At 69.2% G+C, this 18,472-nt stretch carries 19 protein-coding genes; 7 read left to right on the forward strand and 12 right to left on the reverse strand.

Going from position 1 to position 18,472, the window contains the following annotated elements; translation table 11 throughout:
• Positions 1–288: 288 nt before the first annotated feature.
• Positions 289–975 (forward strand): GntR family transcriptional regulator, encoded by a 687-nt coding sequence (locus FS845_RS21900; protein ID WP_260986396.1) that lies wholly within the window; start codon positions 289–291, stop codon positions 973–975.
• Positions 976–1,196: 221 nt separating this feature from the next.
• On the opposite strand, the gene FS845_RS26610 is transcribed toward FS845_RS21900, so the two are convergent.
• The 3 genes from FS845_RS26610 to FS845_RS21910 all read right to left on the reverse strand — a co-directional run bounded on the left by FS845_RS26610 (position 1,197) and on the right by FS845_RS21910 (position 2,929).
• Positions 1,197–1,373, reverse strand: coding sequence for a hypothetical protein (locus FS845_RS26610; protein ID WP_186332376.1), 177 nt, complete (start codon positions 1,371–1,373; stop codon positions 1,197–1,199).
• 16 nt (positions 1,374–1,389) lie between these two features.
• On the reverse strand, positions 1,390–1,833 hold the full coding sequence (locus FS845_RS21905) for a hypothetical protein (RefSeq protein WP_144639326.1): 444 nt from the start codon (positions 1,831–1,833) through the stop codon (positions 1,390–1,392).
• A 130-nt stretch (positions 1,834–1,963) separates the two neighbouring features.
• Positions 1,964–2,929: a GlxA family transcriptional regulator gene (locus tag FS845_RS21910; RefSeq protein WP_144639328.1), complete on the reverse strand. Its 966-nt coding sequence runs from the start codon at positions 2,927–2,929 to the stop codon at positions 1,964–1,966.
• 114 nt (positions 2,930–3,043) lie between these two features.
• Between FS845_RS21910 and FS845_RS21915 the strand changes: the two genes are divergently transcribed.
• Positions 3,044–3,685, forward strand: a complete 642-nt coding sequence (locus FS845_RS21915; RefSeq protein ID WP_144639330.1) for an HD domain-containing protein — start codon at positions 3,044–3,046, stop codon at positions 3,683–3,685.
• Positions 3,686–3,823: 138 nt separating this feature from the next.
• Here the strand turns inward: FS845_RS21915 and FS845_RS21920 are convergent, their stop codons facing one another.
• Positions 3,824–4,564, reverse strand: coding sequence for an SDR family NAD(P)-dependent oxidoreductase (locus FS845_RS21920; protein WP_144639331.1), 741 nt, complete (start codon positions 4,562–4,564; stop codon positions 3,824–3,826).
• Positions 4,565–4,665: 101 nt separating this feature from the next.
• On the opposite strand from FS845_RS21920, the gene FS845_RS21925 reads away from it, so the two are divergent.
• Complete coding sequence (locus FS845_RS21925; RefSeq protein ID WP_144639333.1) at positions 4,666–5,274, forward strand: TetR/AcrR family transcriptional regulator; 609 nt, start codon at positions 4,666–4,668, stop codon at positions 5,272–5,274.
• A 58-nt stretch (positions 5,275–5,332) separates the two neighbouring features.
• On the opposite strand, the gene FS845_RS21930 is transcribed toward FS845_RS21925, so the two are convergent.
• The 6 genes from FS845_RS21930 to FS845_RS21955 form a co-directional block, all read right to left on the reverse strand.
• Positions 5,333–5,857 carry an arsenate reductase ArsC gene (locus tag FS845_RS21930; RefSeq protein WP_144639336.1) on the reverse strand — a complete coding sequence of 175 codons (525 nt, stop codon included), beginning with the start codon at positions 5,855–5,857 and terminating at the stop codon, positions 5,333–5,335.
• Positions 5,858–6,029: 172 nt separating this feature from the next.
• On the reverse strand, positions 6,030–6,653 hold the full coding sequence (locus FS845_RS21935; protein ID WP_144639337.1) for an isochorismatase family protein: 624 nt from the start codon (positions 6,651–6,653) through the stop codon (positions 6,030–6,032).
• A gap of 28 nt (positions 6,654–6,681) precedes the next feature.
• Entirely contained in the window at positions 6,682–7,590 is a 909-nt protein-coding gene (locus tag FS845_RS21940) for an ABC transporter permease (protein WP_144639339.1), read from the reverse strand.
• Positions 7,587–8,540, reverse strand: a complete 954-nt coding sequence (locus tag FS845_RS21945; protein WP_144639341.1) for an ABC transporter permease — start codon at positions 8,538–8,540, stop codon at positions 7,587–7,589. The genes FS845_RS21940 and FS845_RS21945 overlap by 4 nt, the downstream gene beginning before the upstream one ends.
• Positions 8,534–9,520 (reverse strand): ABC transporter ATP-binding protein, encoded by a 987-nt coding sequence (locus FS845_RS21950; RefSeq protein WP_144639343.1) that lies wholly within the window; start codon positions 9,518–9,520, stop codon positions 8,534–8,536. Before FS845_RS21950 ends, FS845_RS21945 begins: the two co-directional genes overlap by 7 nt.
• Positions 9,517–10,599 carry an ABC transporter ATP-binding protein gene (locus tag FS845_RS21955; protein WP_144639345.1) on the reverse strand — a complete coding sequence of 361 codons (1,083 nt, stop codon included), beginning with the start codon at positions 10,597–10,599 and terminating at the stop codon, positions 9,517–9,519. The genes FS845_RS21950 and FS845_RS21955 overlap by 4 nt, the downstream gene beginning before the upstream one ends.
• A gap of 284 nt (positions 10,600–10,883) precedes the next feature.
• Here FS845_RS21955 and FS845_RS21960 point away from each other — a divergent pair, with 284 nt between their 5' ends.
• Genes FS845_RS21960 through FS845_RS21975 form a run of 4 tightly spaced genes read left to right on the forward strand, consistent with a single transcriptional unit; the run spans position 10,884 to position 16,692 of the window.
• Complete coding sequence (locus FS845_RS21960; RefSeq protein WP_222130016.1) at positions 10,884–12,512, forward strand: ABC transporter substrate-binding protein; 1,629 nt, start codon at positions 10,884–10,886, stop codon at positions 12,510–12,512.
• Between the two features lie 10 nt (positions 12,513–12,522).
• The gene (locus FS845_RS21965; protein ID WP_144639347.1) at positions 12,523–13,872 is read left to right on the forward strand and encodes an amidase; all 1,350 of its coding nucleotides are present in this window, start codon (positions 12,523–12,525) and stop codon (positions 13,870–13,872) included.
• The gene (locus tag FS845_RS21970) at positions 13,869–15,320 is read left to right on the forward strand and encodes an MFS transporter (RefSeq protein ID WP_144639349.1); all 1,452 of its coding nucleotides are present in this window, start codon (positions 13,869–13,871) and stop codon (positions 15,318–15,320) included. The genes FS845_RS21965 and FS845_RS21970 overlap by 4 nt, the downstream gene beginning before the upstream one ends.
• A 31-nt stretch (positions 15,321–15,351) precedes the next feature.
• The gene (locus tag FS845_RS21975) at positions 15,352–16,692 is read left to right on the forward strand and encodes an amidase (protein WP_186332377.1); all 1,341 of its coding nucleotides are present in this window, start codon (positions 15,352–15,354) and stop codon (positions 16,690–16,692) included.
• A 29-nt stretch (positions 16,693–16,721) separates the two neighbouring features.
• Here FS845_RS21975 and FS845_RS21980 read toward each other — a convergent pair whose 3' ends face one another.
• Positions 16,722–17,522, reverse strand: coding sequence for a GntR family transcriptional regulator (locus tag FS845_RS21980; RefSeq protein ID WP_144639353.1), 801 nt, complete (start codon positions 17,520–17,522; stop codon positions 16,722–16,724).
• Between the two features lie 109 nt (positions 17,523–17,631).
• A complete protein-coding gene (locus FS845_RS21985; protein WP_144639355.1) occupies positions 17,632–18,381 on the reverse strand; it encodes an IclR family transcriptional regulator in 750 nt (249 codons plus the stop codon).
• Positions 18,382–18,472 lie beyond the last annotated feature (91 nt).

Genomic DNA, 18,472 nt, shown 5'->3' on the forward strand with positions numbered 1-18,472 from the left:
TGGATACGCCGGCGCGTGGCGTACGGGCGCGCGGCGCGACGAAGCCGGACTTCGAATCGTCTCGGTTATTTTTATATTGTCAGACAATCTGATTGATAGTCAACCACCTTTGCAGGATACTGGCCTGAGCCTGCCGGGCCGTTCCAAGGGCGAATACCGGCGTGCGCAGCACGAAGGTACGTCCGTGACCCCGCCGGCCCGGCCCTGCTCGCGGGATATAGTTCGGGGTTTGCACGTGCCGCGCCGTACGCTTTGCGCGCCACGCCGATGCCGTACGCCGAGGATTCCATGGCCCAGCCATCCCATTCCGTGTTCGAAAAGCCCAGCACCCTGCGATCCCGGGTCGAGGACTACCTGCGCAACGCGATCATGGAGGGCCGGCTGAAAGGCGGCGACAAGCTGCGCGAGCTGGAGCTGTGCGAGCAGCTGGGCATCAGCCGCCCCACGCTGCGCGAGGCGCTGCGCACGCTGGAAGCCGAGCGCCTCATCACCATCGAGCCGCACCGCGGCCCGACCGTGGCCACGCTGACGGTCAAGGCCGCGCGCGACCTCTATGCCCTGCGCGCGCTGCTGGAAGGCTATGCGGCGCACGAGTTCGCCCGCCTGGCCGGCGATGCGGACATCGAGCGGCTGCGCCAGTCGGTGCAGGCCCTGCACCGCTGCGCCGCCGACGCCGACCAGGCTGCGTTGCTGGCCGCCAAGCGCGAGTTCTACGACGTGCTGCTTTCGGGTTGCGACAACGCGCTGGTGCAGGACATGCTGCCCGGCCTGCTGTCGCGCATCAACCTGCTGCGCGCCACGTCGTTCTCCAGCCCTCGGCGCCTGCCGCAGAGCCTGGCCGAGATCGACCGCCTGTACGCGTGCATCGAACGGCGCGACGCCGAGGGCGCGCAGCAGGCCGCGCGCGACCACATCGCCAATGCCGAACAGGCGGCACTGGACGTGCTGCGCCAGCAGGACGCGTCCCGAGGCTAGCGCGATGGTGGCCGGGTGCCAGGCCACTGACCATGGCGCCTGTCGCGGCCGGTTGCGCGCGGTCGCGGACCGGCTCCGCGCGCTGCGCACGTAGGCAGCGTGCGCAAGACCGCAGCCATTCGCCCGGCTGGCCTGTAGCCTTGCGGCACGGATCGGCGGACCGCGGATGTGAAAGCGCGGCGCCCGGCCCAGCCGGGACGCCGCGCGGGAACGTCAGGGCATCAACGGAAGATGTCGATCATCATGCCGGTGCCGGCGCCGATCATCGCGCCGGCGGAGCCGTCGCCGCCCGAGGCGCGGTCCACACCGCCGCCGATCAGGCCGCCGGCCGCGGTGGCGCAACCGTTCAGGACGACGACCAGGGCGATCGCCGCGAGTCTGTAGGCAGTCTTCTTCATCGTGTTCTCCTTGGAATTACTTGGAGGATTGTTCAACCAGATCGCGCCAGACCACGCCCATCACCGGCGCGCCCAGCTTGTCGGGGTTCGCGTTGTACCAGGTGGTGATGCGTTCCGAGGCCTGCCACAGGTTCATGGTCTGCAGCGTTTCCGTGATCTTCGTGCCCGCGCCGGGCGCCGCGGCGTTGTTGCGCTTCGCGTAGGCGGCCTCGGCCACGATCATGTTGGCCATGCCGATCAGGAAGGCGCGACGCTCTTCCGCGGTGGCGGCCAGCCAGCCCTTGCCATCCACCACGATGGGGCTGCGTGCAGGCTTGCCGGTGGCCGTGGTGACGGGGGCGGTGGGCTGCGTGGCGCTGCCTCCGGTGTTCTCGCCCCGGGTCTGCATCTGGGCGTGCGCCGTTCCCAGCGCCGCGGCCATCAGCAGCGGGATCATCAGGCCTTGAATACGCTTACGCATGGATAGTTCTCCGTCAGAAAGTCCGGCGTGGGCAAGGGCCCTTACCTATGTTGTTCGATGCGGAATCTGGCGAAACCATCTTACCCACGCAGGCGTAAGCAAGGGATGAACGTTAGTAAGCAGGTGCTGCTTAGATTTCCGGCCGATTGCCGTGATGTTTGCGATATTCGGCGGGGGTGACCCCGACGTGCCGGACGAAGGCGCGGCGCAGCGTATCGGCGTTGGCGAAGCCGCAGCGGTCGGCCACCGCCTTGGGCGCCGCGCCGGTCTCCAGAAGGCCGCGCGCGGCCGCAACGCGGGTCATCTCGACCCAGGCCGCGGGCGTCATGCCGACCTCGGCATGGAACAGCCGCGCGAAATGCCGCGGGCTCATGCCCGCATGGCCCGCCAGGTCTCCCACCGACAGCGGCAGGGCCGGATTGGCCGCGACCCAGCGCTGCACTTCCTGCAGCACGCTGCGGCCGACCGGCCGCGCCTGGCCCGTCCGGCTGAACTGCAACTGCCCGCCGGGCCGTTTGAAATACATCACCAGTTGCGAGGCGACGCGCGCGGCGACGTCGCGCTCCAGGTCCTCCTCGACCAATGCCAGCGCGAGGTCCATGCCCGCGGTGACGCCGGCGGCGGTGCGCAGCTTGCCGTCGCGCACGTACAGGGCATCCTGCTCGACCATGACGCCGGGGTAGGCCTGCGCCAGGGCGTCGGCCGCGGCCCAGTGCGTGGTGACGCGCCGCCGCTGCAGCAGGCCCGCGGCGGCCAGCGTGAACGCGCCGGTGCAGATCGAGCCGTAGCGGCGCGAACGCCTGGCCGCCGCGCGCAGCCAGTCCACCAGGGCACTGCCGGGCAGTGCATGCATGGCATGCGGCGCGCCGGCCACCAGCAACGTGTCCACGGCGGGACAGGACTCGTCCACCACGATGTCCGGCAGCAGCCGCACGCCGGACGAACTGCGCAGCGGCCCCGCCTCGCAGGCCGCCACGCGCAGGGCATACACCTGCCGCCCGGCCTCGACGTTGGCCTGCGCGAACACGTCCAGCGGGCCGGAGACGTCCAGCAGCTGCACGCCGGGCAGCGCGAGGATCACGATGTTCCTGGTCATGGCGCGTATGTCGCTCGATCACGCAAAATGGCAGTATATGACGTATCACGTCTATTTGAGCCATCACCGCGCGCATCCAGAATGGAGCCATCCCTTCCCAAACTGGAGCCTTCCATGAGCCTGAACGTCGATGGCATCACCATTCCCGACAGCCAACTGGCCCGCGAGATCACCGAGCTGGTGCGCGATACGGCATCGCCGCTGCTGTTCCACCACTCGAGCCGCGTCTATTACTTCGGCGCGCTGGCCGGCAAGCGCCGCGGGCTGGCGTTCGATCCCGAGCTGCTGTATTGCGGCTGCATGTTCCACGACATGGGCCTGACCCATAAGCACAGCAGCGCGTGCGAGCGCTTCGAAGTGGACGGCGCCAACTGCGCGCGCGACTTCCTGAGTTCGCGCGGCATAGCGCAGCAGGACGTCGACACCGTCTGGACGGCGATCGCACTGCACACCACGCCGGGCATTCCGCAGCACATGCATCCGGTCGTGGCGCTGGTGACGGCCGGCGTCGAGATGGACGTGCTGGGCCTGACCTACCCGGAGTACCCCGCCGCGCAGCGCGAGGCGATCGTCGCGGCGCATCCGCGCGGCAACCGCTTCAAGGAGGACATCATCCAGGCGTTCCACGACGGCATCCGGCACAAGCCCGCGACCACCTTCGGCAACGTGAAGGCGGACGTTCTCGCGGACAAGGACCCGGCCTTCCGGCCGGGCAACTTCTGCCAGGTGATCCGCGGATCGGGCTGGCAGAGCTGAAGCATTGCCGGGCGGCGACGGCGCGGCGTGACGCGGCCGGCGGCACATGGGCGACGCCGCGGGCCGCCGCAAGGCAGCAGGGCTGCGCATACCGGCCAGGACCGCCGCGGGCTGGTCCGGACCGCCGCACGTGACCGCTCAGGCGTTCGCCGCGCCGTCCACCGTCAGGCCCGTGCCGTTGATGGAACCGGCCTGCGGACCCGCCACGAAGGCCACCAGCGCGGCCACGTCGTCGGCCTTGCCATAGCGCTTGAACGCGGTGCGTTCGGCCTGCCGCGAAGCGCGCGGGCCGTCGGCGGGATTCATGTCGGTGTCGGTGGATCCCGGATGCACGATGTTCACCGTGATGCCGCGCGGTCCCAGGTCGCGCGCCAGCCCCTGCGTCCAGCCGATCAGCGCGGATTTGCTCAGCGCGTAGAGGCTCGCGCCGGGATCCGGCACGCGCGTGGCCAGGTTGCTGCCGATGGACACGATGCGGCCGCCCTCCGGCAGGTAGGCCAGCGCCGCCTGCGACGCCACCACCACGGCGCGCACGTTCACGGCCAGCACTTCGTCCACCTCGGCCAGCGTCAACTCCTCGATGGGGCCGCCGCGATAGATGCCGGCATTGTTCACCAGGATGTCCAGCCCACCCAGTTCGGCCGCGGCCTGGTCGACCGCGCGCTTGACCGACGCGGGGTCGGCGGCGCTCATCTGCACGGCGATGGCGCGGCGGCCGTCGCGGCGCAGTTCCGCGGCGAGGTCTTCGGCGGCCTGGCCGGACCGTTCATAGCCGATGGCGACGTCGGCGCCCTCGGCCGCCAGGCGCCGCGCGATGGCGGCGCCGATGCCCCGGCTGGCGCCGGTGACGTAAGCTTTCTTTCCTGCGAGTGACGACATGGCAAACTCCCTTTCTTGAATGATCGATATGGGTTCGGAACAAGGGCTGGCCAGCCACGGAACGAATTATATAATGATCGATAAATAAATGGAGCAATCCAATGGCTGAACGTGGCCGACCCCGTGCTTTCGATCGGCAGCAGGCCCTTGCCCGCGCCATGGAAGTCTTCTGGCAGCGCGGCTATGAAGGCGCCTCGATGGCCGAACTGACCGCTGCCATGGGTATCGCCTCGCCGAGCCTGTACGCGGCCTTCGGATCCAAGGACGGACTGTTCCGCGAGGCCCTGGCCCTGTACGTGTCGGTCGAGGGCGCGGAAATCCAGCAGGAGGTGCAGCGCGCCGCCACCGCGCACGATGCCGTGCAGGCGATGCTGATGGCGTCCGCCCGCGTGTACACCCGTCAGGGCAAGCCGTTCGGCTGCCTGGTGGTGCTGTCGGCCTTGCAGGCCAATGGCGGAAACGAGGCCGTGCGCGACGAGCTGTCGCAGTTGCGCCTGGGCAATGTCGAGCAATTGGCCGGCGTGCTGGCGCGCGGCGTGGATTCGGGGGAGATTCCCCGCAGCGTCGACCTGCAGGCGGTGGCGCGGTTCTATGTCACCGTGCAGCAGGGCATGTCGATCCAGGCGCGCGACGGCGCGCAGCGACCGGCGCTGGAGGCCGTCGCGGGCGCCGCGCTGGCGGCGTGGCCGGCATTGCTCGCGGGCGGCTGAACGAGGCCCGCAGCGCTTGCCGCCGGGCCAACGCGCCCGCACCCATGCATCCGTCCGCCTACGCCCTGCCGATGCCGTGCAGTTCGCGCTGCATCGACATCGCATCCAGGCTGGCCAGGGGCAGCGACAGGAACAGCTCGATGCGGCGCTTGATGATCACGGCCGCGTCCTGGAAGGCGCGCATGCGCACCTCCTCCGATCCTTCCACGGCCACCGGATCCGGCACGCCCCAGTGCGCCGACATGGGCTTGCCGGGCCACACGGGGCACGCCTCGCCCGCCGCGCTGTCGCACACGGTGATGATGAAGTCGATGCGGGGCGCGTCAGCCCGGGGCGCGTCGGCCCGGGGCGCGTCGGCCTGTCCGTACTCGTCCCAGCTCTTGCTGCGGTATTCGGCGGCAGGCATGCGCAGGCGTTCCAGCGTGGCCAGCGCATAGGGATGCACTTCGCCCCTGGGATGGCTGCCTGCCGAATGGGCCACGAAGCGCCCCTTGCCCATGCCATTGAGCAGGCCCTCGGCCAGGATGGAACGGGCGGAGTTGCCCGTGCAGACGAACAGCACGTTGTAGATCTTTTCCGGCATGCGAAACCTCGGCTTCAGATTGTTCGATGACAAGCCCACCGCCGAGCGCAAGGCGACGTCGCAACCGGGCGGCTTGCGACATTGAAGACCCAAATGTTTGCAAATGTGTGGACGTTTGCGCGCAAACAGGCGAAATCCGACCTATTTTGCGACTTCGTCCGGAACAGACTCCTCAGGCCGCCTGGCCGGCCCGCAAGTGCGACAGCGCCTCGTCCAATCCGATCACGTCGGCGTACTTCTGCTGCATGTCGAACAGGTTGGCCTCGTGCGGGATCTCGGCGCGGTCGCCCACGCAGTCGCGCACCACGATGGGCCGCAGTCCGTACGCGGACGCGTCGCAGACGCTGGCGCGCACGCAGCCGCTGGTGGTGCAGCCGGTGACCAGCAGCGTGTCCACCCGCAGTCCCATCAGCCACGATGCCAGCGTGGTGCCGAAGAATGCCGAGCCATGGCGCTTGATCGACACGTATTCGCCCTCGATGGGCGCCACGCGCGGCACGAACTGCGCGTCGGGCGAATCCTCGGTCACGCTCTGCAGCGTGGGCACCTTCATGCCGAAGGTGCCGATGTCCGTTCCGCCAGGCGCGCTGACGAAGCGCACGTGCGCCACCGGGATGCCGGCCTGGCGCGCCGCGTCCAGCAGCAGGCCGGTGGACGCGATGGCGTCGTTGATGTTGAAGCCGCCCAGCTTGTCTTCCCGGGTGTAGCCCATCTGGAAGTCGATGATCAGCATGGCGGTCGAGACGCCGAAACCCAGGGTCTGGCCGAATGCCTGCCGTTGGTAGATGTCGGACATGCAGGTTCCTGTAGAAGGCTTGAAGGGTTCAGCGGCGGACTTCCATGGCGCCGCGCAAGCCATCGCTCAGCATGTTGAAGCACAGGCTGGTGACGAAGATGCACAGGCCCGGCAGCAGCGTGATCAGCGGCTGGCTGTAGATGGCGGAGCGCAGTGTGTTCAGCATCAGGCCCCATTCGGCCTCCGGCGGCCGCGTGCCCAGTCCCAGGAAGGACAGGCCCGAGGCCAGGATCATGGCCACGCTGACCAGGCTGGTGGTGTAGGTGAAGATGGGGCCCGTCACATTGGGCAGCACGTGCGTGCGCATGATCGACAGCGCCCCGGCGCCGCTGGAACGGGCGGCGTCGATGTAGTCATGGTTGCGCACCGCGGTGGTGGTGGTCTCGGCCACGCGGATGATCTGCGGCACGAACACCAGCGTCAGCGACAGCATGGCGTTGAAGATGCCGGGCCCCAGCGCGCCGCTGATGGCCACCGCCAGCAGTACCGACGGAAAGGCATAGAACACGTCCGTCGTGCGCATGATCACCATGTTGACCCAGCCGCCCGCATAGCCGGCGAGGATGCCCAGCGTGCCGCCGACCAGGCAGGCGATCAGCACCGGCACGATGCCCAGGAACCACGACAGCCGGCCGCCGTACAGCAGGCGCGACAACAGGTCCCGGCCCAGTTCGTCCGTGCCCAGCAGGTGTCCGGGCGTGCCCACGGGTTTCAGGCGCATCGCCATGCTGCCCTGGTACGGATCGTGCGGGGCCAGGAGGGGCGCCAGCAGGATGGCCAGCAGGATCAGCCCCAGCACGGTGGCGCACACCATCGAGGTCTTGTCGCGGCGCAGCCGGCGGGCCACGCCGCGCCAGTAGCCCTGCCCGCGCACCGGGGTCTTGGGCGCGGCGGGCGCGGCGCCCAGCGCGGCAGAAGTCATTTCCAGGGTAGTCATGCGCGGCGGATCCTTGGGTCCAGAGTGGTCTGCAGCAGGTCCACCAGCAGGTTCAGCGCCACGAACACGAGCGCCAGAATCAGGATGGTGCCCTGCAGGACCGGAATGTCGCGCTGGAAGATCGCGCGGTTGAGCAACAGGCCGGTGCCCGGCCAGGAAAACACGGTCTCGACCAGGATCGAACCGCCCATCAGGTATCCCAGCTGCAGCGCCATGATGGCGGCCACGGCCGGCGCCGCGTTCTTGGCGACGTGCACCGCGATGCGGCGGCGGCTCAGGCCCTTGCCGCGCAGCGTGGTGGTGAACTCCTGCGCCAGCACGTCCACCACCACGCCGCGCACCGTGCGGGTGATGATGCCCATCGGAATGATGGCCAGCGTCAGCGCCGGCAATGCCATGAAGCGCAGATGCGCCCAGTCCCAGGCCCAGTTGGCCGAGCCGGCGGCGCCCGCGCCCATCGACGGCAGCCACATCAGCTTGACGCTGAACAGCACCACCAGCAGCATGCCCAGCCAGTAATGCGGCACCGACACGCCGCCCGCGGCGAACGCCGACAGCGCCTTGTCCAGCCAGCCGCCGCGCCATACCGCGCAGGCGGTGCCCAGCAAGGTGCCGGCCAGGAAGCCCAGGAACGCCGCCACGACCGACAGGCGCAGCGTGTTGACGAAGGCCTTGGCCAGGTCTTCCGCGACGGGCCGGCCGGTGGCCAGCGAGGTGCCCAGGTCGCCCTGCGCCACGCGGGACAGCCACAGGCCGAACTGGGTGGTCAGCGGCTGGTCCAGGCCATACTGCTTGCGGATCTCCTGCACGACTTCCTGCGGCGCATCCGGCGAGACGATGGCGTTGACGGGATCGCCGGGCGCGATGTGCGCCAGCATGAAGCACACCAGGCCCACGGCCAGCGCAATGGGCAGCGCGTAGAACACGCGGCGCAACAGATACTTCAGCATGGCAGGGCCTCCAGTTCCTTCAGGCGTATGCAGCGGGCCGCGCGGCCGGTCTGCGGGGTGCGCAGCTCGGGCACGGCCAGCAGGCAGTCGGGGACGGCATGCTCGCAGCGCGGGGCGAAGGCGCAACCCGCCGGCAAGGCATCCAGGCGCGGCGGCGCGCCCGGGATGACGGTCAGGCGCTGCCCGCGCAGCCCGGCATGCACCGTGGCGCCCAGCAGCCCTTGCGTGTAGGGATGCAGCGGCGCGCGCAGGATGTCGCGCACGCCGCCCTGCTCCACGATGCGGCCCGCGTACATCACCGCGATGCGGTCGGAAATCTCGCTGGCCACGCCCAGGTCGTGCGTGACGAAGATGATGGCCATGTCCATCTCGCGCTGCAGCTCGCGCAGCAGCAGCAGAATCTGGATCTGCACCGTCGCGTCCAGCGCGGTGGTCGGCTCGTCGGCCAGCAGCAGCCGCGGCCGGCACGCCAGGGCCATGGCGATCATGGCGCGCTGCCGCAGCCCGCCCGACAGCTCGTGCGGAAACGCCGCCAGGCGCCGCGCGGCCGACGGCACCTGCACCAGCTCCAGCAGTTCCAGCGCCCTGGCACGCCCCTCGCGCCAGCTCTTGCCCTCGTGCCGCACCACGCTCTCGGCGATCTGGTCACCGATGGTGAACACCGGATCCATCGCGCTCATGGGCTCCTGGAAGATCATCGATACCACGCCGCCGCGCAAGGCGTTCATCGTGCGTTCGGGCGCCGTGATCACGTCGTGGCCATCCAGACGCAGGGTGCCGCTCATGCGCGTGCTGCGTGCCGGATTCAGCCGCATCAGCGCGCGCAGCGTCACCGACTTGCCCGAGCCCGACTCGCCCAGCAGGCAGAGCGCGTCGCCGGCCGCCAGCGAGAACGTCACGCCATTGACGGCCTGCACGACGCCCTCGGGGCCATGGAAACCGACGTGCAGGTCGCGTACGTCCAGCAGCGGTTCCGTCATGCCGCCCTCGCCAGGAAAGCGGCCGCCTGGCCATGCCCGCTGCTGGCGTCGGCGCGCAGACAGGCCACTTCGTGCAGGGCCTGGCCCGCCCGCAGCAGCGCGGGCTCGCGCGCGGCGCACACCGCCTCGGCATAGCCGCAGCGCGTATGGAAGCGGCAGCCGGAGGGCGGATCGATAGGGTTGGGAGGATCGCCCGACAGCGGCGCGGTGGTGCGCCGCTGGTCCGGATCCATCGACGGGCGGCTGGACAGCAAGGCGCTCGTGTACGGGTGCGCGGGCCGGTCGTAGATCTCCCGCACGGGGCCGATCTCGGCCACTTTGCCCAGGTACATGACCAGCACGCGGTCGGCCAGGTACTGCACCACGTTCAGGTCGTGGCTGATGAACATGTAGGTCAGGCCGTATTGCGCCTTCAGGTCCACCAGCAGGTTCAGCACCTGCGCCTCGACGGACTTGTCCAGCGCGGACACGGGTTCGTCCAGGATGAGCAGGCGCGGCCGCAGGGCCAGCGCCCGGGCGATGTTCACCCGCTGGCGCTGGCCGCCAGACAGTTCGTGCGGGAAGCGGCGCGCATATTGCACTGGCGACAGGCCGACGGCATCCAGCAGCTCGTGCGAGGTCTGCAGGGCGGCGCGGCGGCGCACGCCGTGGACCTGCGGCGCGTACGCGATGGTGTCCTCGATGGTCAGCCGCGGGTTCAGCGAGGCGTAGCTGTCCTGGAACACCATCTGCACCTGGCGGCGGTAGTCCTTCAGCGACAGCCCGCGTATGCCGCCCACGGGCTGGCCGTCGAACACCAGTTCGCCCGCGGTGGGTTGCGTCAGCGCCATGATCAGCCGCGAGGTCGTGGACTTGCCGCAGCCGGACTCTCCGACGATGCCCAGCGTCTCGCCCTTGACCACGTCGAAGCTGACACCGTCGACGGCACGCACGGCACGGCCCGCGCCGGACGGCAGCGGAAAGTGCTTGGAAAGGCCACGCACCGACAGCAAAGGCTGCGCGGGACCGCCCACGTCGGGCAACGGCGCGAGCCCGTCGCGCGGCGGCGGCGTGACGGCGGCCGGCGTCGCATAAACCATCACAGTTCCCCTTGGTTTTATTGAAAATTAGTACGTACAACATTTTGACCGCAACGCAGCAAACCAGGCAATAGCGAAATCCCTATGTGGTGTGAAATTCTTTATTTTTCCCCATTAAAGTGCGGCCTTGCACCAAAACACGCCCTTCGCACCAAGGCTGTGCGACGCAATAAACTCCCGGGATTTTTCGAAAATTCCTTTGCCAAAGTTGTACGCACATATTTATCATGACCGGGCCGGCAACCACCGGTCATCGAAGCCAAAACACTCCTTGGGGAATCCGCATGCCGATCGACAATCGCCGCAGACAAGTCCTGGGCGGCATGGCCGCCGCCGCCTTCGCGCCCGCCCTGCTGCGCTCGCAACTGGCCCACGCGCAGACGCCGTCCGGCACCCTGCGCGTCGGCATGACGGTGTCCGCCGTGCCCAACTCCAACGGCGCGCCCGACCAGGGCGGCGAAGGCCTGCGCTTCATGGGCATCACGCTGTACGACCAGTTGATCGCATGGGACCTCTCCAGCGCGGACAAGCCGGCCGTGCTGCGCCCCTGCCTGGCGCAGGCCTGGCACAACGATCCCGCCAACCGCAAGCGCTGGATCTTCGAGATCCGCCAGGGCGTCAAATTCCACGACGGCCATGAACTGACCGCACAGGACGTGGTGTTCAGCTTCGACCGCGCCTTCAAGCGCGACGCGCCCTGGTTCGACCAGCGCGCCTACAGCCAGATGCTGCCGCAGGTGCCCAACATCGCCGCCTGGGGAGCGACCGATGCCAAGACTTTCTGGATCGAGACCGGCGTGGTCGATGGCGCGCTGCCCTACTCGCTGACCTGGCTGGGCATCGTCCACCAGGGCGCCTGGGAAGCCGCCGGCAAGGACTGGAACGCCTACATGAAGAAGGCAGTGGGTACCGGGCCGTGGAAGCTGCAGGCCTTCGAGCCCGCCGAACACTGCACGATGACGCGCAACGAGGCCTACTGGGACAAAGCCCGCGTTCCGCGCTGCCAGAAACTGGTGCTGATGCCGATCCCCGACGCCAACACGCGCGCCGCGGCGCTGCAGTCGGGCCAGGTCGATTTCATCGAGGCGCCCGCGCCCGACATGGTCGACATGCTCAAGGCCAACGGCTTCCAGATCGTCACCAACATCTATCCGCACAACTGGATGTGGTTCCTGTCGCAGGCGCCCGAATCGCCCTGGCGCGACGAGCGCGTGCGCAAGGCCGCCAACCTCGGCATCGACCGCGCGGGCCTGAAGGCGCTGCTGGGCGGGCTGATGCTGGAAGGCGCGGGCGTGGTGCCGCCGGGCCATCCCTGGTACGGCAAGCCCACGTTCAAGCTGGAACACAACGTGGAAGCCGCGAAACGCCTGATGGCGGAAGCGGGCTATGGACCCGGCAAGCCGCTGCGCACCAAGGTCGCCATCTCCAGCAGCGGATCCGGCCAGATGCAGCCGCTGCCCATGAACGAATTCATCCAGCAGAACCTGCGCGCCATCGGCATCGAGGTGCAGTTCGAAGTGTTCGAATGGCAGGCGCTGATCGAAGCCTGGAAGGCCGGCGCCGGCGCGCCGGCCAGCCGCGGCTGCACGGCCATGAACATTTCGCAGGGCCCCTTCGATCCGTTCCGCGCCTTCGCCCGCATCCTGCAGACCAACATGGCCGCGCCCGCCGGCGTGAACTGGAGCCGCTTCAGCGACCCCGAACTGGACAAGCAGTTCGCCGCCGCGCAGCAGGAAACCGACACCGCCAAGCAGGACGCGCTGCTGGCCGCCATCCATGGCCAGGTGGTCGACCGCGCCCTCTTCCTGTTTGCCGCGCATGACCTGAACCCGCGCGCCCTGGCGCCCAACGTAAAGGGCTTCGTGCAGGCGCAGTCCTGGTTCCAGGACCTGACGCCGATCTCCATCGCCTGAGCCCGCCGCCATGACAGACACATTGGTACGACGCACCCAGGCCTGCCTGGATGCCATCGAACGCGACAACGCCGCGCTCAAGGCGATGATCAGCGTGAACCCCGCCGCGCAGGACGAGGCGCGCGCCGCCGAAGCCGCCGCCGCCCGCGGCCATGGCCCCGCCACGGGCCTGGTCGTCAGCCTGAAGGACAACATCGACACGGCCGGGCTGCGCACGACCATGGGGTCGGCGTTCTACGCGGATCATGTCCCGCAACACGATGCGCCGGTCACCACCCGGCTGCGCGAGTCGGGCTGCGTCATCGTCGGCAAGGCCAATCTGCACGAGTTCGCTTTCGGCGGCACCACGCAGAATCCGCACCACGGCCTGGGCCGCAACCCCTGGAACCGCGACGCGATTCCCGGCGGCTCCAGCGGCGGTTCGGGCTCCTCGGTGGCGGCCGGCATGTGCGAGGTGTCCCTGGGCACCGACACGGGCGGCTCGATCCGCATTCCCGCCGCGCTGAACGGCGTGGTGGGCTTGCGTCCCACCCACGGCGCCGTACCCAACACGGGCTGCTATCCCGTCAGCGCCGCCTACGACACCATCGGGCCGCTGGCCCGCACGGTGGCCGACGTGGCGCGCGTGCACGAGATCATCGCCGGGCACGACGCGGGCGACGATTGCTGCCCGCCGCGGGACACGCGCAGCTGGGTGCAGGCCTATCTGCGCGGCGTGCGCGGCCTGCGCATCGGCGTGCCCGAGGCCTGGTGCTACGCCGACGTCGATCCCGAGGTGCTGCGCCTGGTGCAGGATGCCGTGCACGTGCTGGCCGACCTCGGCGCGGACGTGCGGCGCATCGAACTGCCGGAGGCCCCCGAAGCCCAGCATGCCCTGATGCCCATGGTGCATGCCGACGCGGCCGCCGTGCACGCGGCGCGCCTGGAAAGCGAGCCCGGCCGCTTCGGCGCCGACGTGCTGGGGCGGCTGCAAGTGGGCGCCGCCGTGACCGGTCCGCAATACGGCGCGCATCTGCGCTTCAAGGAACGCTGGCTGCGCAGGGTGGACGACACGTTCCAGGAGGTCGACGTCATCCTCACGCCCACCTGCCCGGTCACCGCGCCGCTGGCGGGCGACTCGCAGCGCATGCTGGAGACCACCCGCGGCCTGACCCGCTTCACCTATGCCTGGTCGCTGGCGGGCACGCCCGCGCTGTCCGTGCCGGTGGGCTTCGCGTCCAACGGCATGCCGGCCGCCATGCAGCTGGTCGCGCCCCGTTGGCACGACGCGCGGGTACTGGGGCTGGGCGCGCGCTACCAGCAGGCGACCGAGCACCACCTGCGCCGCCCAGGCCAGCCCAGCGGAGCTGCCCGGCCGTGAGTGCAATCCTGCAGTCCGAACCCGCCGATGCCGAACAGTATGGCTGGCGGGTTCTTTCGGTGACCACGCTGGGCGTGATGCTGTGCTTCATCAACGCCAGCACGCTCAACGTGGCGCTGCCCATGGTGGCGGACGACCTGAACGCCTCGCCGGTGCAGGCCAGCTGGATCCTGCTGAGCTACATGCTGCTGACCACGGTGCTGATCCTGGTGTTCGGCCGTCTGGCCGACCTGCTGGGCCGCAAGCGCCTGTACCTGGCGGGGCTGGCCGTGCTGGTGGCAGGCAGCGTGGGCTGCGGCCTGTCGCAGAGCGCCGGCATGCTGCTGGCCTTCCGCTGCGTGCAGGCCATCGGCGCCGCGGCGGTCATCACCAACACCACGGCCTTGCTGGCCGATGCCTTTCCCGTGCACAAGCTGGGACTGGGCCTGGGGCTGAACGCCACCATCTCGGCCGCGGCGCAGAGCATGGGGCCCGTCATCGGCGGCGTGCTGGTGGACAGTTTCGGCTGGCGCTCCATCTTCCTGATCAACCTGCCGCTGGGCGCGCTGGCGCTGGCCTGGGCGGGCTACACGCTGCGCCAGACCGCCTTCACGCACAACGAGCGCTTCGACGTGGCTGGCGCCGGCCTGTCCATGGTCGGGGTGGCGGGCCTGGTGTACGCCCTGTCGATGGGAGGACCGAACGGCTGGCTGGACGCGCACGTGCTGGCCGGCGCGGCCATCGGCATCATCGGCATGATGGCGTTCGTATTCAGCCAGCGCCGCCGCGAGCATCCCCTGGTCGACCTGAGCCTGTTCGACGAGCCCATGCGCAGCGCCTCGTATGCGTGCGTGATGCTGATCTCGATGGCGAACGTCTCCACCATCCTGCTGGTGTCGCTGTACCTGCAGGCGGCGCACGGCTACGACGCGGTGTCCGCCGGCCTGGCCGTGGCGCCCACCCCCGTGGGCATGATGCTGGCCTCGCCGGTATCGGGCCGCCTGATCGGCCGCCACTCGCACCTGACGCTATGCCTGTGGGGCCTGGGGTTCGCGGCCGCGGGCGTGCTGATGCTGGCCTGCGTGACGGGCTTGCCGGACCCCTATGTCTGGATGGCGCCCGCGCTGTTCTGCGTGGGCGTCGGCAACGGCCTGTTCCTCACGCCGAACAACAGCGGAATCATGCAGGGCGTGCGCCCCGGCCGGCGCGGCATCGCCAACGGCATCCGCTCGGCTCTGCAGAACACGGGGCTGGTGATCGGCACGGCGCTGGCCTTGAGCATCGCCACCGCGCCCCTGTCCCACGCCAGCCAGAAGGCCGCCTACGCGGGCCGCCTGTCCATGGTGTCGCAGGGCGAGGTGCATGCCTTCACGGGCGGATGCCGCACGGCGTTCGCCGTGCTGTTCCTGCTCTGTTCCACCGCCATCGCCGTTCTCTTGTGGGCGCGCGGCCGCAGCCGCGCCGCCTGACGCAGCATCCCCTACCCGGAGCCTATCCATCATGACCTCTTACCGCAGCGCGACCGAAGCACAACTGGCGCAAGCCCGACAGCACAATCCCGAGCTCTGCATCATGACGCACATCACCGCGGACGAGGCGCTGGCCGCCGCCGACCGCGCCGACCGCGCCACCCAGGCCGGCGACACGCTGGGGCTGCTGCACGGCATGACGATCTCGGTGAAGGACAACATCGATACCGTCGGCCTGGCCACGACCGCGGGCGCGGGCTTCCTGCGCGACAACATGCCGACGGAAGATGCGCCCGTCGTCGCCCGGCTCAAGCGCGCTGGCGCCGTCATCGTCGGCAAGGCCAACATGGCCGAACTGGCTTTCGGCTCGCGCTCGTTCAGCGCGGTGGGCGGCCAGTGCCGCAACCCCTGGGACCCGGCGCGCATTCCCGGCGGCTCCAGCGGCGGTTCGGCGGCCAGCATCGCGGCCGACTTCTGCACGGGCTCGCTGGGCACGGACACGGGCGGCTCGGTGCGCCTGCCGGGCTGCTTCAACGGCGTGTCGGGCCTGCGGCCCACGCACGGCCGCGTGCCCATCCGGGGCGTGGTGCCGGTCAGCGAACAGCACGACTCGGTCGGGCCGCTGGCGCGCCGCGTGACCGATCTGGCGCGCATCTACGCGGTGATCGCGGGCTACGACGATGCCGATCCCAACTCGATCGACCAGCCCGTGGGCAACGTCCTGGCGCACCTGGGCGATGGCATCGCTGGCCGCCGCATCGGCCTGCCGCGTCAGCACTACTTCGAGAACCTGGAAGCCGGCGTGGGCGAAGCCGTCATGGCCGCCGCCAAGGTGCTGGAAGCCGCCGGCGCGGTTCTGGTGGACGTCGACCTGCCCATGGCCGCGCAGACCCACCTGCACCAGACCAACATGGTGTTCTCGGACGTCTGCAACGTGTTCCACGAGCGGCTGACCAAAGAGCCGCAGACCATCACGCGTTCGGTGGTGGACCGCATGAGCACGGGCCTGAAGGTGACGGGCGTGCAGTATGCCGAAGCCAACCGCTTCCGCCGCGAATGGCAGCGCAAACTGAAGCAGGCGTTCGATGGCGTCGACATGCTGCTGTCGCCCACCTCGCCGTTGACCGCGCCCCTGATCGACGACGGCGCCTCGCTGCTGGAGGCCACCAAGGCCGTGACGCGCAACACCTACGCCGGCGCGCTGGCCGCGATTCCCGGCCTGTCGGTGCCTTGCGGCCTGGGCCCCAACGGCATGCCGATCGGCATGCAGCTGGAAGCGGCATGGTGGAACGAAGCCCTGTTGCTGCAGGCCGGCGTTGCCTATCAGGCACGGACGGATTTCCATCTGCTTCGCGCGCCGATGCTGCGCTGAACCCTGGACGGCGGCCGCGGACCGAGGGCTCAGCTCTCGGCGGCCGCGTCCGCGAATTTCGGCTGGCCCGTGCGCCGCAGCTTGATCTCGAACTGGAAGTGCGCGGCGGGATACAGATTCGTCGAAGCCTCGATGACCTTGCCGTCCGCCAGGCGATAGACGCGTTCGACGGACATGACGGTCGAACGCCTTTTCAGGCCGAGCCGGCGCGCCACCGCGTCGGGCACTTCGACCGCGCGCAGCGTCTGGGTCACTTCGTCGACCTGGGCTCCGTAGAGTTCGAGCACCAGTTCGTGGATGGGCCGGGTGTCCTTGCCGATGAGGCGCGCCACCTGCGCGTAATCGGAATGCAGGTAGAACTCGGTCCACGACACCGGATCGGCGGGGTCGTCGTGATAGCGGTAGGCCCGCATGCGCAGCCAGCGCACGCCGGCTGCGCTGTCCAGCCGCCGCGCCTGGGCCTCGTCCAGCGCGACCATCTCGCTTTCCACGATGTCCCAGCGCACCTGCGCGTACTGCGAAAGATCGGCGATGGAGCCGACCTGGTGCACGTACGTCTGGGGATTCTCGTCGGGATGAATGACGGTGGTGCCCGATCCGCGGCGCGAGGCCACGAGGTTCTGCGCGCGCAATTCGCGCAGCGCCGCGCGTACGGTATGGCGGCTGATGTCGAAGCGCTCGCACAGCGCGTTCTCGGTGGGCAGCTGGCTGCCGATGGGGAACTCGCCGCGCAGGATCGCTTCACGCAACACCGCGACCACCCGCTGGTAGAGCGGCAGTCCGGTATCGCCGGGCAATGATTGGGTCGTGGCCGACTGCGTTTTTTTCATACGGACGAGACCTGCTTCCGACGGCGCCGGCAACCATGGCAGGCAAACCACGATTATACGTATCGCGGCCTGCGCGAACGACCCCGCGCGCAACGCGCCGGCCGCCGCGCTACCCCAGCGACAGCCGCCGCGCCAGGTTCACGATCCCGTCCTGCAGCGCCTGGCGGCGCGCCGCGTCCACCGTCGACTTCACCACGCTGACCGCCACGCCCGCCACCGGCCGGCCCTGCGCGTCGCGCACCGCCGCGCCGAGGCACAACAGGCCCTGCGCGGTCTCTTCATCGTCCGTGGCGTAGCCCTGTTCGCGCACCTGGACCAGCGCCTGGGCCACCGCATCCGGGCCGGCCAGGCTATGCGCCGTCAGCGCCTCGAAGCGCAGTGCCGCGATGCGCGCTTCGCATTCGATGTCGCTCAGCAGCGCCAGCATGGCCTTGCCCGAGGCCGTGCATTGCAGCGGGATGCGCACGCCCGGCTTGAAGTTGACCGACAGCGGCTTGCTGCCGGGCCGCGTGGCCACGTACAGCACGTCCACGCCATCGACCACCGACAGCATGGCGGTCTCGCCTTCCAGCGCGGGCTCGCCTTCCACCAGTTGCAGGAAGCGTCCGACGCGTTCGTTCTGCTGGCCGAAGCCGGTGGCCCAGGGCAGCACGCGCGAATCCAGCCGATAGCCGCCGTTGTCCGGGCGGATGGCGCCTTCGGCCACCAGGGTATGGATGAGGCCGTGCGTAGTGCTCTTGGGCAGGTCGAGCAGGCGCGACAGGTCGGCGATGCCCAGCGCACGGCTGCTGCCGGCCAGGGCGTCGAGGATGGCGAACGCGCGCACGACAGCCGGCGCTTTACTCGCGGTATCGGTCATGGTACTTTTGTTCTTGATTATGAACGTCGTTCATTATATTGAACGACAATGAATCGGTCAAGCGGGCTGGCGCGGAAGTCCATGCCGCCGC

The sequence above is a fragment of the Bordetella genomosp. 13 genome, assembly GCF_007679965.1.
Lineage (GTDB): Bacteria > Pseudomonadota > Gammaproteobacteria > Burkholderiales > Burkholderiaceae_B > Bordetella.